Below are 13436 nucleotides of genomic sequence, written 5' to 3' on the forward strand. Positions count from 1 at the left end.
GGCGGGTATGCGATCCACGGTGTCGGACAGCTCCGGAACCCCGGAGAACGGCGGGCGGCGGGAGAGGGAGCGGGGGGCGGTGAGGGCGACGGGCCCGGACGAACCCGCCGGGGCGACGGTTCCGGTTCCGGGGGTCGGTGAGGGGCCGGACACGGGGCCGGATCCCGGGCCGGGCTCCGTGGTCGACCTCGTGCTGGATCTGGTCCCGGGCGAGGACCGGGATCCGGGGCTCGGCGCGACATCGGCCTCGGTGTCGGTGTCGCTCCCGGTGGCGGGCGCCGTATCCGCGCCGGTGCCGGGTGGGTCGGGTGCGGGCGCCGACGCGCCTCCCCGGCGCCGCACGGCCCCCGACGCCGTCTTCGACTCGCTCCCCGTCGCCGGGGGCGACGGGGCCGAACAGTCCGGCGACCCGCTGTGGGGGGCCGGGCGGCACCACGCGGTCATCGCCAACGAGCGGACCGCGTCCATCCCCGTGCATCTGCTCTTCCGGGAGGACGCCGAGGGCGCCGAGCGAGCCGACGCGACCGCGCTCCCCGTCGGTGTGCTGCGACGGGGAGCCGGTGGCGACCGGACGCAGCCGGGGGTGCGGCGCCCGCAGGTGCCCGAGGGGCCCCAGGTGCGGCCCCCGACCAGGCCGGCACCGGTCGGTGATCCACGGCTCGCCGAGCGGCCGGGCCCCGCCCTCCCCGGCTGGCTCGCGCTGCTCGTCGCACTGGCCGGGTCCGCCGCCGGCGGCGCAGTGCTCTGGTGGATCGGCGCGCTGCCCGCCGCCGTGCTCGCCCGGCTCGGGATCGGCTCGCACCCGTACGACGGGATCGGCCTCGGCGCCTGGGCGGCGCTCGCCGCGCTGGCGTCGGTGGTGCTCTTCGCGCTCGGCGGCCTGAGCCGCGGGCGGGTGGGGTACGCCTGGGTGCTGACGCTGTTCGGCGAGTACCGGGGGAGCGTGCGGCGGACCGGGCTGATGTGGATCAGCCCCCTGCTGCTGCGCCGCCGGGTCGACGTACGCCTGCGGCACTGGCGCAGCGAACCGCTCCCCGCCGTGGATGCCAACGGCACGGCGCTGCGCGTCGTCGTCCTCGTGGTGTGGCGGATCAAGGACACCGTGCGGGCGGCGCTCGGGGTCGCCGACCACGAGGCGTATCTGCGCGAGCAGGTCGAGGCGGCGATGGCCCGGGTCCTCTCGCAGCTGCCCGCCGACGCCTTCCACGAGGACGCGCACACCCTGCGCAACGCCGAGGCGGTCGGCGACGCGCTGACCCGGATGCTGAAGGCGGACTGCGAGCCGGTCGGCATCGAGGTGTACTCGGCCCAGCCGACCGGGATCGAGTACGCGCCGGAGGTCGCCGCGGCGATGCAGCGCCGCCGGATCGCGGCCATCGACGCCAAGCACCGGGACAGCGTCTTGACTTCGGTGGTCGACGCGGTCGACGACACGGTCAACCGGCTCACCGCGCGGGGCATCGTGGAGCTGGACGACTACGAACGGAAGTCCCTGGTCAAGGACTTGACGGTGGCCTTCTACACCGGACGCAGCGGCGGGGAGGGCGCCTGAGGGTCCCGGGGGAGGCCGCGCGGCCAAGCGGAATCCAACTCTCATTGGTCTGGACATGTTCATATCCCGTCAATAATCTAAGTCTTGGTCTAGACCGCAAAGCGCGCGCGCAGCACAGCTCATGGAACCTCCCCCACGTTCTTGAGGAGCGACAGCAATGCGTAAAAGGGCAAGTGCGGCCGTGGTCGGCCTGGCCATCGCGGGCGTCTCGATGTTCGCGACCGGCAGCGCCGGCAGCCATGGCTACACCGACAACCCCATCAGCCGCCAGAAGCTCTGTGCCAACGGCACGGTGACAGGCTGCGGCAACATCCAGTGGGAGCCGCAGAGCGTCGAGGGCCCGAAGGGCTTCCCGGCGGCGGGTCCGGCCGACGGCAAGATCTGTTCCGGCGGTCATGGCGAGTTCGCGCAGCTGGACGACCCGCGCGGCGGCAGCTGGCCCGCCACCCAGGTCACCGCCGGCCAGGGCTTCAGCTTCCGCTGGCAGTTCACCGCGCGCCACGCCACGACGGACTTCCGCTACTACATCACCAAGGACGGCTGGGACCCCACCAAGCCGCTCACCAGGGCCGACCTGGAATCGCAGCCCTTCATGACGGTGCCGTACGGCGGCAAGCAGCCCCCGGCGACCCTGACCCAGCAGGGCACCATCCCCACCCAGAAGAGCGGGAAGCACATCATCCTGAGCGTCTGGAACATCGCTGACACGGCGAACGCGTTCTATGCCTGCTCCGATGTTCAGTTCTGACGTGTAGTCAATTATCGTGCGGCGCCATGAGGAGCGCAGGCACCGTTGCGGAGCTCGTACAGCGCCAATGGGGCGACCACCGGCCCGGACTGAGACATCGGGACACCGTTCTCAGCCATCACCAGGTCGCCGCCGGCGCTGCCGCGCGGGCCGCGCTCCTGGCGGATCTGCTGTCGGCGGGCGGCGAACCGCACATCGGGGTGCTGCTGGACAACACCCCTGAATTCCCACTCTGGTTGAGCGCGGCGGCCCTGGCCGGGGCCGCCGTGGCCGGGATCAACCCGACCCGGCGCGGCGCCGAACTGGCCCGCGACATCCTGCACACCGACTGCCGGGTCCTGGTCACCGAACGCGCCCACCTGCCGCTGCTCGACGGCCTGGACCTGCCGGGCGTCCGGATGCTGGTGACCGACACCGACGCGTACGCCGAACTCCTGGCCCCGTACGCCGGAGCCGAACCGGGCGACACGACCCGCACGGGCGTCGGGCCCACGACCCGGATGCTGCTCTACTTCACCTCCGGATCGACCGGCGCGCCCAAGGCGGCGATCTGCACCCAGGGACGGCTGGCGGCGGCCGGGCAGTCGCTCGTCGACCACTTCGGCATCCGGCGCGAGGACGTCCACTACATCTGCATGCCGATGTTCCACGGCAACGCGGTGATCGCCGACTGGGCGCCCGCCCTGGCCGCCGGGGCCGCCGTCGCGCTGCGCCGCCGCTTCTCGGCCTCCGGATTCCTCGACGACGTACGGGCGCACGGGGCGACGTACTTCACCTATGTCGGCCGCGCCGTGCAGTACCTGCTGGCCACCCCCGAGCGCCCGGACGACCGCGAGCACCCGCTGCGGCTCGGCTTCGGCACCGAGGCCGGTGCGGTGGACGCGGCCCGGTTCCGGGAGCGGTTCGGGGTGCGGCTGGTCGAGGGCTACGGCTCCTCCGAGGGCGGCGCGGCGGTCCAGCGGACCCCCGACACCCCGGAGCGGGCGATCGGGAAGGCACCGGCCCGCGACGATCTCGCGGTCGTGGACCCGGAGACCGGCGAGGAGCGGCCCGCCGCCGTCTTCGACGGCGCGGGCCGGCTGACCAACGGGGCCGAGGCGATCGGTGAACTGGTCAACCGGGGGCACACGCCCTTCGAGGGCTACTGGCGCAACGAGGAGGCGGAGGCCCAGCGGGTGCGCGGCGGCTGGTACTGGACCGGGGACCTCTTCTTCCGGGACGCCGAAGGCTTCCTCTACTTCGCGGGCCGCACCGACGACCGGCTGCGGGTGGACAGCGAGAACCTGGCCGCCGCGATGATCGAGAACATCCTGGCCCGCTGGGAGGACGCGGCCGCCGTGGCGGTGTACGCGGTGCCGGACCCGGTCGCCGGGGACCAGGTGATGGCGGCGCTCGCCCTGCGGGAGGGCGCGGCCTTCGACCCGTCCGCCTTCGCCGCTTTCCTCGCCGCGCAGCCGGACCTGGGTACGAAGATGGCCCCCCGCTTCGTACGGATCGTCCCGGCGATGCCGGTGACGGCGACGAACAAGGTGCACCGCGTGCGGCTGCGCCGGGAGGGGTTCTGGTCCGTGGGACCCGTGTGGTGGAACGGGGCCGGCGCCGGGTACGAGCCGTTCGGCGACGGGCAGTTGAGCGCTCTGCTGCGTGAGTACGAGGCGCACGGGCGTGCCGAGGTCTGTTCCCGGCCGCCGGACGGACCGAATGCGCCGGACGGGCCCGGGGTGCGGGCCCGTCCGGCGATCGAGGACACGGCGGCGAGGAGGGTGGGCCCGCACGAGAGGCCCTAGTTCACCAGGGCCGGCTCCTCGTGCACCGCGGCCTCCGCGGCTTCTTCCCCCGCGGTCCCCCTCCGCCGCAGCAGTACCGCGGCCAGCACCGCCCCCGCCAGCAGCAGCGCCGCTCCCGCGACCGAGGCGTACTGCATGCTGTGCACGAAGGCCTCCCGGCCGACCGAGATCAGCGAACCGTCACCCGTGGCCACCGCACCGGCGAGGGTCTTGCGGGCGGTCTCCGGGGCGGAGTCCGGCATGTCCGCGGTGTAGATCGCGGTGGCCACCGCGCCCAGCAGGGCCATTCCCATCGCACCGCCGAACTCCTGGCCGGTCTCCAGCAGCGAGGCCGCCGAACTGGCCTTCGCCGGCGGGGCCGTGGACAGCGCCAGGTCCGACACGAGCGCCATCACGGTGACGATGCCGCTGCTCATCACGGCGCAGCCGCCGAGCAGCAGCCACAGGGAGTCCGTACCGGTCAGGGCGAGGACGGCGAAGCCGGCGGCGGCGATGACGAAACCGGCGCAGATGACCCGGGCGCGGTCGGTGCGCTGGGCGATCGCCGTGGCCGTCGGGGCCGCGGCGCCCACCGCCAGGGACGGTGCCAGGCTCCACAGCGCGGCCTCCATCGTGCTCATGCCGAGAACCGACTGGAGGTACTGCGTGGTGAAGAACGAGGAGCCCATCATGGCGAACGCGGCCAGCGCGTTCAGCCCGATCCCGGCGGCGAAGCCGCGGTGGCGGAACAGTTCCCGGCTGATCATCGCGTCGGAGCGGCCGCGCTGGCGGCGGACGAAGAACAGACCGACGACCAGCCCCGCGCCGGTGATCAGCGCGTTCCGCACATCGAGCCCATGGGCGGCGCTCTCCTTGACGCCGTAGACCACCGGCAGCACGGACCCCATCGACAGCGGCACGCTCAGGAAGTCGAACCGTCCGGGGTTCGGGTCCTTGAACTCCGGGACCAGCACCGGCACCAGAACCAGCAGCAGCACCATGGCCGGCACATTGATCAGGAAGACCGAGCCCCACCAGAAGTGCTCCAGCATGACCCCGCTGAGCACCGAGCCGAGCGCGATGCCGCCCGCCATGGCGCCCGACCAGATCCCCACGGCCCGGCCGCGCTGCCGCTCGTCGCGGAACATGTTCCGTACCAGCCCCATGGTCGACGGCATCAGCGTCGCCCCGCCGACCCCGAGCAGGGCGCGGGCCGCGATCAGCATCTCGGGGCTGTCGGCGTACGCGGCGGCGACGGACGCGGCACTGAACGCGAGCGCGCCCAGGAGCAGCAGCTTGCGACGGCCGATCCGGTCGCCGAGCGAGCCCATCGTGATGAGCAGGCCGGCCAGGGCGAAGGCGTACACATCGAAGATCCAGAGCTGCTGGGTGGCGCTGGGGGCGAGGTCCCGGTCGATGGACGGGATCGCGAAGAAGAGGACGGAGATGTCCATCGAGACGAGGAGGAGGGGCAGCAGGAGGACCACGAAGGCGGTCCATTCCCGGCGGCCGGCGAGGTGGCCGCGCTCGGCGGTGGTGCTCGTAGCGTTCGTCATGCCAGGAAATGTACGAGCGTTTAAAACGCTTGTCTAGTACGAGTGTGTAAAACGTTCGTACATCTCGATGGGCAGCAAAAAACGCACTGGGCGGTTCACGTGTACGTGAACCGCCCAGTGCGTTGTCTGTGCGCCGCCAGGGACTCGAACCCCGGACCCGCTGATTAAGAGTCAGCTGCTCTAACCAACTGAGCTAGCGGCGCTTGCTGACTCGAAAATAATACCTGCTCCGGAGGGGTGCTGATGCCACCCCCGCCGGGAGCCCCGTCGGACGGGCCTAGAGCGCCATCGACAGGAGCACCGGAGCCGCCCGCCGGTTCAGCGTGTCCGCCGCCGAGCGCAGGCGGTGCGCGTCCTCGATCGGCAGCGACAGTGCCAGGCAGCCCGCCGATGCCCCGGCCGTCAGCGGCACCGCCGCGCACACCGTGCCGACCGCGTACTCCTGGAGGTCGAGCACCGGGACCGTCGCCGGCTGGCTGTCCAGCTTGGAGAAGAGCACCTTCTCGTTGGTGATCGTCCGCGAGGTGAGCCGGGGCGTCTTGTGGCGCGAGATGTGGTCCCGGCGGCCGTCCTGGTCGAGCTGGGCCAGCAGGCATTTGCCGGCCGCCGAGGCGTGCGCCGCCGACCGGAAGTCCACCCACTCGTTGACCGCGGGGGTGAGCGGGCCGTCGGCGTACTGCGTGACCCGGATCTCGCCGTCGACGTACCGGCTGATGTAGACCGCCGCGCCGACCGAGTCGCGCAGCTGCGCCAGCATCCGCTGGAGCCTGGACTCCAGGGCCTGTCTGCGGGCCGGGCCGGAACCGAGGAGCAGGAGCGAGGCGCCGATGACGTACGCGCCGTCGGTGACCTGCTCCACGTAACCCTCGCGGCGCAGTGTCAGCAGCAGGGAGGTGAGGTGGCCGGTGGGCAGTCCCGTCTCGCGGGAGATCTGGGTGTCCGTCACACCGTTGCCGTGTTTGGAGACCGTTTCGAGAACGCGAAGGGCGTACTGCACCGAATGGAACGGTGCGGTCGGTTCGGGCTTCAATGCCACGGTTTCCCCCTACCAGGTTGTTACCGCAAGCTCTGATCTCACGATAGCCGCCAAGACCCTGTTCCAGGGCGGCTGTTGGCGACTCGGCGGAGCGCCCCACCCCGGTGAGCTGGGGCGCATCCGTCCGGCATATGCCAAAGTCATTGGCTTGCGACAAAGGGTGAGGTCACAGCACCGCGTCGAGGAATTCGCGCGTACGTTCGTGCTCCGGGTCGGTGAAGATTTTTTCCGGCGGACCGGATTCGATCACCCGCCCGGAGTCGAACATCAGTACCTTCTCCGAGACGTCCCGGGCGAAATTCATCTCATGGGTCACGCAGAGCATGGTGATGTCGGTGTTCCTGGCGATGTCGCCCAGCAGCTCCAGCACCCCGGCCACCAGTTCCGGGTCGAGCGCCGACGTCACCTCGTCCAGCAGCAGGATCTCCGGCTCCATGGCCAGGGCGCGGGCGATGGCGACCCGCTGCTGCTGCCCCCCGGAGAGCTGGGAGGGGTGGGCGTCGATCTTCGCGGAGAGCCCGACCAGGTCGAGCAGCTCCCGGGCCCGGGTCTCCGCCTCCTCGCGGTCCTTGCCCAGCACGTTGACCGGCGCCTCGGTGATGTTCTGCAGCACCTTCATGTTGGGGAAGAGGTTGAACTGCTGGAAGACCATGCCGATCTTCTTCCGCGCCTCGCGCAGATGCTTCTCCGGCGCCGGCTTCAGCGGTCCGCCGGGCGTCCTGATGTGGGACAGCGGGCTGCCGTCCACCCAGATGACGCCGCCGCTGACCTTCTCCAGCGTCATCAGCAGCCGCAGGATGGTGGTCTTGCCCGAGCCGCTGGGCCCGATCAGGGTGACGTGCTCACCGCGCCGCACCGAGAAGTTCAGCCGGTCCAGGACGACATGGTCGCCGTACCGCTTCACGACATCGTCGAAGCGGACCAGCGGATGGCCGGTCTCCGGTGCGGCGGCCGGTGCGGCGTCCGCAGGGGCCGTGGGGGCCGCGGGGGCCGCACCCGTCGTCTTGCGCAGGGGGAGGTGTTCAGTGGCCAAGGCGCTTCTCCAGCTTTCTCATCAGCAGCGAGGTGGGGTAGCTCGCGACCAGGAAGACCAGGCCGGCGAGCGTGAACGCCTCGGTGTAGGCGAAGTGGTCGGCGCCGTACTTACGGGCCTCGAAGACCATTTCCTGCACCGTGATCACGGCGAGGAACGGGGTCTCCTTGAACATCGAGATCGCGTAGTTGCCGAGCGCGGGCAGCACATTGCGCACCGCCTGCGGCAGGATCACGGCCTGCCAGGTCCGCCGGGGGCCGAGCGAGAGCGCCCGGCAGGCCTCCCACTGGCCCTTGGGCACCCCGTCGATCCCGGCGCGGTACACCTCGGAGGTGTACGCGGCGTAGTGGATGCCCAGCACCACGATGCCGACCGTCAACGGCTCCACCGAGGTGAACAGGGCCGCCGCGCCGACCAGTTGGACGAGCAGCGGGGTGGACCGGACGAACTCCGTCACGGCCCGCACCGGCACCGTCACCAGCCTGCTCGGGGCCCGGCCGGCGACCGCGACGGCCAGCCCCAGGACCGCGGCGACGAGCGTGCCGAGCACCGTCGCGAGCAGCGTGACCCGGAAGCCTTCGAGCAGCAGGGGCAGGGCGTCCCCGGCCGCGTTCCAGTCGAAACCGTTGTTCACCGGGCACCTCCCGGGGTGGCGGCGACGGCCTCGGCGGCACTGCGGCTGCGCAGCAGCGAACCCGCGCCGGTGGGCAGCCCGAGCCGCCGCTTGGCGCCCCGCTCCAGCAGGTTCATCAGCAGGGTCAGCGCGTACGCCAGCACGAAGTAGACGGCCAGCAGGGTCACGTACGCGGTGAGCGTCTCACCGGTACGGTCGCGCAGCTGCTGGACCACGGTCATCAGGTCGGCCGCGGAGATCAGCCACAGCAGCGGGGTGCACTTCAGCAGCTGGATCAGCAGATTGGTGAAGGACGGGATCATCTGCACCCAGGCCTGCGGAAGGACCACCTTCCGCATCCGGTGCAGCGGCGACATGTTCAGCGCGACGGCGGCCTCGTACTGGCCGCGCGGCACGGAGCCGATCGCCCCGCGCACCACTTCGGCGCCGTACGCGCCGTAGTTGAGGCCGAAGGCGACGACGCCGCAGAGCAGCGGGTCCAGCTGGTACCCCGTCAGCGTCGGCATCGCGTAGTAGAGCCAGAACAGCTGGATGTAGAGCGAGGTGCCGCGGAAGAACTCCACGACCACGCGCGAGGTGCCGCGCAGCACCAGCAGCCGGCTGATCGACATCAGACCGAGGACGAACGACAGCAGGAGCGCGGCCAGCGAGCCCAGGACGGTGGCTTCGAGGGTCACCCACAACCCCGAGCGCACCTGCGGGAGTTCGTCGAAGAAGGCGGAGAAGAAATCACTCATGCGCTGCGGTCCGTCCCCGTCAGCCCTTGCACAGGTCGGCCGTCTTCAGCGTGGCCGGCGGGAGTTCGGTGTCGGAGAAGCCGTACTCCCGGAGCAGTGACACATAGCGCGACCGGTCCGAGACGATCTTCTTCAGCTCGCGGTTGAACGCGTCCCGCAGGTCCTCGTTGCCCTTGCGGAAGACGGCGCCGCCGGGGCTGTACTGCTTGGTGCCGTCGAGCTCCGGCACGAAGGGCTCGGTGACCTCGGTCTCCGGGTTGGTCTTCGCCAGCCAGCGCAGCGAGATGCCGGTGAGCAGGAACGCGTCGATCCGGCCGCCCTTGACCGCGTCGGCGCCGTCCTGCGGCTTCTGCAGCGTCTTGACCTTGTCCCCGGCGATGCCGGCGCCCTCGGCGTACTTGCCCTCCACCGCGCCCGACATCACGCCGACGGTGATCCCGGCGGCCTTCGCGGACACCAGGTCGGTGACCTTCTTCGGGTTGCCCTTCTTCACCATCAGCGCGGTCGGCGAGATGAACTCGGGCTCGGAGAAGAGGGCGTTGGCGCAGCGCTCGGGCGTGATCGCCATTCCGGCGCTGACCACGTCGTACTTGCCCGCCTGGAGCCCGGGGATCAGCCCGTCCCATTCGGAGAGCGTGGGCTTGAGCTCGTCGACGCCGAGCGCCTTGAAGATCTCCCGGTGCAGGGTGGGCGCCTCGCCCTTGAGCTCCTTGCCCTCCAGATAGCCGTACGGGGCCTCGTTGGCGTACGCGACCCGGACGAAGCCCTGCTTGCGGAGCTTTTCGAGCGCTTCCGCACCGTCCGCGGAACCGGCGTCGGTCTTGCTGCACGCGGAGAGCAGACCGGGGACGACGAGCAGGCCGCCCACGGCTGCCGATCGGTTCAGAAAGCCCCGGCGGGACAGGTTCGGGAAGTCAGCCATGGTTCGCAATCTCCTGGAGGGATCGAACAGTCCGGACAGGGGTGGCGCCTGCCCGATCCCGGACGTCTATGCAGGAAGTGAGGGCATGCAACCGAAAAGTGGCCGGAGTGTGACCTTCCCGTGTCGCGGGTGGCCGGTGCCGGACCGGCCGGCGGGCCGTGGCGGCCCACCGTTCCGGTTCACTCGCCCGGCTCCCGCACGGGGACGTAACCGCGCTGCTTGTCCACCACGTTCGGCAGGGGCTGCCCGGCCGTCCAGAGTTCGTACATCGCCACGAACTGCTCACCCAGCCGGTCCCGCCAGCCCGCCGTGTCGCCGCTCATGTGCGGCGACACGATCAGATCCGGTACGTCCCACAGCGGGCTCCCCGGCTCCAGGGGCTCCCGCTCGAACACGTCGAGCGCCGCGCCCGCTATCCAGCGCCTGCGCAGCGCTTCGGCCAGATCGTCCTCGACGACCAGCGGTCCGCGCCCCACGTTGATGAAGCGGGCCGACGGCTGCATCAGTCCGAAGAACCGGGCGTCGAACATGGCGCGGGTCGACTCGGTCAGTGGAGCCGCGCAGATCACCCAGTCGGCCAGGGCGGTCAGCCGGTCCAGGTCCTCGGTGCCGTGGATGGTGCGCCGCGCCGTGCGCCCCACGAGCGCCACCTGGACCCCCAGCGCGATCAGCAGCCTGGTGATCTCCCGCCCGATCGGGCCCGCGCCGACGACCACCGCGCGGCTGTCCGCGAGCCGGGTGCTCTCGCGGTGGCGCCAGTGCCGCCGCCGCTGGAGCTCCAGCGTGCCGGGGAGGTCCTTGGCGAACGCCAGCACCAGACCGGTCACGTACTCGGCGACGGGCCGCTCGAAGATGCCCCGGGCGTTGGTCACCACCGTGTCGGAGGCCGCCAGCTCCGGGCAGAGCAGCCGGTCCACGCCCGCGCTCGCGGTGTGCACCCAGGCCGGACGCGGTCCCTCGCCGGGCCAGGCGGCCCGTACCGCGTCGGAGGTGAAGTCCCACACCAGCAGCACATCGGCCTCGGGGAGCCGGGCGGCGAGTCCGGCCTCGTCCGTGTACCGGATCCGGGCCCGGCCGGTCAGCCGGCCGAGACGCGGCGACGGGTCGGTGTCCAGGACGAGCAGGGTGGGCTCGGGCATGAGAGACGGTCGCTCCGCTGCGTCTGGGGAGGTGCGGTTCCGCCCGGGCGGCGGGTGCGACCACGCTTGCACCCGCCTCCGCCCCCGTCAACAGGTCGGAGCCGAGGTCACGACATATGGGGGAATACTTGGAGGAAGTGGGGTGAAAGGTCGCGAGCGGTGAGGCTGGACAGGAACAGGAGGTCGGGCGGGAGCAGGAAGGCCGGTCGGACAGGAACAGGAAGGGCGGACATGACGACCGTCGGATTTCTCTACCCGGGTCACTTCGCGGAGGACGACTTCCCGCGGATGGAGGTCCTGCTCGACGCCGTCCGGCTGGTGGTGAACCGCACCGACGTCGACGACGACGCCTACCGGATCGACGCGCTGATCCGGACCGGCTCGCCCGAGCGCCTGGCCGCCGGGGTGGAGGAGCTGCGACGCGCCGGGGTCGAGGCCGTCGTCTGGGCGAGCGGCGCCGGCAGCTTCCTGTACGGGTGGGAGGGCGCCCATGAACAGACGGCCGCCCTGGCGCGGGCGGCCGGTGTGCCCGCCTCCAGCACCTCGTTCGGCTTCGCTCACGCGGTACGCGAGCTGGGCGCCGGCCGGGTCGCCGTCGCCTCCACCTACCCCGAGGGCATCACCGCCCTGTTCGCCGACTTCCTGCACGCCGCGGGCATCGATGCGGCCTTCACCCGTGCCGCCCCGCTCGGATCGGCCGCCGAGGCCGCCGCCTGGGACCTGGACCGGGTGAAGGAGCTCGCCGTCGCCGCCGACCGGCCGGAGGCCGACGCGGTACTGCTGCCCGACACCGCGCTGCACACCGCCGGGCACGAGGCGGAGCTGGAGGAGCTCCTCGGCAAGCCGGTCCTCACCGGGAACCAGGTCGCGGTCCGCGAAGGGCTCCGCCTGGCCGGCCGCCGCGCGTGGTCCCCGAGGCTGGGCCGGATCTTCGCGGCCCGGGAGGCGCCCCCGGCCCCGGTGGCTTCCTGGGGCGAGGGCCGGGAGCGAGCGCACAGCGGGCGGCGGGCGGGGCCCGGAGACGTACGGGAATAGCCCCCCGAGACGTGCGGGAATAACCGGAGACAACCTCCCGTTATTCGCTTCCGGATGTACGAGACGCATGTACGAGCCAGACGTACGAGCCGGACGTAGGCGCATCACCGGAGAGGCCAGGGCGTGGACGAGATTCGAGGCGACGAGATTCGTGGCAAGGCGGAGGGAACGGCCACCGTTCCGCTCTCCGTTCTGGACCTGGTGACCGTGGGGCAGGGCCGCACCGCCACCCAGGCGCTGCGCACGAGCGTGGACATCGCACGGCTCGCCGAGCGCCGCGGGTTCCACCGTTACTGGGTCGCCGAACACCACTCCATGCCCGGCGTCGCCTCCTCCTCGCCCGCCGTGATCCTGGCCCACCTCGCCGCGCACACCGAGCGCATCAGGCTCGGCTCCGGCGGTGTGATGCTGCCCAACCACGCACCGCTCGTCATCGCGGAACAGTTCGGCACCCTGGAGGCCATGGCCCCCGGCCGCATCGACCTCGGCCTCGGCCGTGCCCCCGGCACCGACGGTGCGACGGCGGCCGCCCTGCGCCGCACCGACCGGCTGAACGAGGGGGAGATGGGGTCTCCCCTGCTCGAGCGCAGCCGAGAGCTTGGGGAAGACTTCCCGCAGCAGCTCGCCGAGCTGACCCGGTTCCTGGACGACGACTTCCCCGACGGCCACCCCTACGCCCGTATCCACGCGGTCCCCGGCCCCGTCCAGGCCACGGCCGAGGGCGGCGTCCAGTCGCCGGCCCGCCCGCCGGTCTGGCTGCTCGGCTCCTCCGGCTTCAGCGCCCGGCTGGCCGGGGTGCTCGGCCTGCCCTTCGCCTTCGCCCACCACTTCTCGGCCCAGAACACGATCCCGGCGCTCGACCTGTACCGGGAGTCGTTCCGGCCGTCCGCGGTGCTCGACGCCCCGTACGCCCTGATCGGCGTCTCGGCCCTGGCCGCCGACGACGAACGCGAGGCCCGCCGTCAGGTGCTCTCCGGCGCCCTGTCCATGGTCCGGCTGCGCACCGGCCGCCCCGGCCTGGTCCCGACGCCCGAGGAGGCGGAGGCGTACGCCTTCAGCCCGATGGAGCGCGAGTTCGTCGACAGCTGGCTCACCAACATCGTCCACGGCACGCCTGACGAGGTCCGTACCGGCCTAGACGACCTGGCCAAGCGCACCGGCGCCGACGAACTCATGATCACCGCCAATGCCCATGGCGGCGAGGCGAGGCTGCGCAGCTACGAGCTGATCGCGGACGCGTACGGACTGCCCACGGTCACGGCCTGACCGCGTTCCCGC

General features: G+C 71.6%; 12 protein-coding genes and 1 tRNA gene. 5 read left to right on the forward strand and 8 right to left on the reverse strand.

The window, feature by feature from the left end; translation table 11 throughout:
- The first annotated feature begins 7 nt into the window (after nucleotides 1–7).
- From OG842_RS25040 to OG842_RS25050, 3 genes are all read left to right on the forward strand, one after another.
- Nucleotides 8–1552, forward strand: coding sequence for an SPFH domain-containing protein (locus OG842_RS25040; protein ID WP_328512513.1), 1545 nt, complete (start codon nucleotides 8–10; stop codon nucleotides 1550–1552).
- 157 nt (nucleotides 1553–1709) lie between these two features.
- Entirely contained in the window at nucleotides 1710–2300 is a 591-nt protein-coding gene (locus OG842_RS25045) for a lytic polysaccharide monooxygenase auxiliary activity family 9 protein (RefSeq protein WP_266732745.1), read from the forward strand.
- A gap of 26 nt (nucleotides 2301–2326) precedes the next feature.
- Nucleotides 2327–4087 (forward strand): AMP-binding protein, encoded by a 1761-nt coding sequence (locus OG842_RS25050; RefSeq protein ID WP_328512514.1) that lies wholly within the window; start codon nucleotides 2327–2329, stop codon nucleotides 4085–4087.
- Here the strand turns inward: OG842_RS25050 and OG842_RS25055 are convergent.
- From OG842_RS25055 to OG842_RS25090, 8 genes are all read right to left on the reverse strand, one after another.
- Nucleotides 4084–5622 carry an MFS transporter gene (locus OG842_RS25055; protein ID WP_328512515.1) on the reverse strand — a complete coding sequence of 513 codons (1539 nt, stop codon included), beginning with the start codon at nucleotides 5620–5622 and terminating at the stop codon, nucleotides 4084–4086. The genes OG842_RS25050 and OG842_RS25055 overlap by 4 nt on opposite strands.
- A gap of 129 nt (nucleotides 5623–5751) precedes the next feature.
- Nucleotides 5752–5825: transfer RNA gene (locus tag OG842_RS25060), tRNA-Lys, on the reverse strand.
- 74 nt (nucleotides 5826–5899) lie between these two features.
- On the reverse strand, nucleotides 5900–6658 hold the full coding sequence (locus OG842_RS25065; RefSeq protein ID WP_266732751.1) for an IclR family transcriptional regulator: 759 nt from the start codon (nucleotides 6656–6658) through the stop codon (nucleotides 5900–5902).
- Between the two features lie 166 nt (nucleotides 6659–6824).
- Nucleotides 6825–7691: an ectoine/hydroxyectoine ABC transporter ATP-binding protein EhuA gene (gene ehuA / locus OG842_RS25070; protein WP_266732753.1), complete on the reverse strand. Its 867-nt coding sequence runs from the start codon at nucleotides 7689–7691 to the stop codon at nucleotides 6825–6827.
- Nucleotides 7681–8325 (reverse strand): ectoine/hydroxyectoine ABC transporter permease subunit EhuD, encoded by a 645-nt coding sequence (gene ehuD / locus OG842_RS25075; RefSeq protein ID WP_266732755.1) that lies wholly within the window; start codon nucleotides 8323–8325, stop codon nucleotides 7681–7683. The genes ehuA and ehuD overlap by 11 nt, the downstream gene beginning before the upstream one ends.
- Nucleotides 8322–9062, reverse strand: a complete 741-nt coding sequence (gene ehuC, locus OG842_RS25080; RefSeq protein ID WP_266732757.1) for an ectoine/hydroxyectoine ABC transporter permease subunit EhuC — start codon at nucleotides 9060–9062, stop codon at nucleotides 8322–8324. Before ehuC ends, ehuD begins: the two co-directional genes overlap by 4 nt.
- 19 nt (nucleotides 9063–9081) lie before the next feature.
- Nucleotides 9082–9984 carry an ectoine/hydroxyectoine ABC transporter substrate-binding protein EhuB gene (gene ehuB, locus OG842_RS25085; RefSeq protein WP_328512516.1) on the reverse strand — a complete coding sequence of 301 codons (903 nt, stop codon included), beginning with the start codon at nucleotides 9982–9984 and terminating at the stop codon, nucleotides 9082–9084.
- Nucleotides 9985–10163: 179 nt separating this feature from the next.
- A complete protein-coding gene (locus OG842_RS25090) occupies nucleotides 10164–11123 on the reverse strand; it encodes a D-2-hydroxyacid dehydrogenase (RefSeq protein WP_328512517.1) in 960 nt (319 codons plus the stop codon).
- A gap of 231 nt (nucleotides 11124–11354) precedes the next feature.
- On the opposite strand from OG842_RS25090, the gene OG842_RS25095 reads away from it, so the two are divergent.
- Nucleotides 11355–12158, forward strand: coding sequence for a maleate cis-trans isomerase family protein (locus OG842_RS25095; RefSeq protein ID WP_328512518.1), 804 nt, complete (start codon nucleotides 11355–11357; stop codon nucleotides 12156–12158).
- 123 nt (nucleotides 12159–12281) lie between these two features.
- Nucleotides 12282–13424 carry an LLM class flavin-dependent oxidoreductase gene (locus OG842_RS25100; protein ID WP_266732763.1) on the forward strand — a complete coding sequence of 381 codons (1143 nt, stop codon included), beginning with the start codon at nucleotides 12282–12284 and terminating at the stop codon, nucleotides 13422–13424.
- The last annotated feature ends 12 nt before the right edge of the window (nucleotides 13425–13436 follow it).

This window comes from Streptomyces sp. NBC_00376 (assembly GCF_036077095.1).
Lineage (GTDB): Bacteria > Actinomycetota > Actinomycetes > Streptomycetales > Streptomycetaceae > Streptomyces.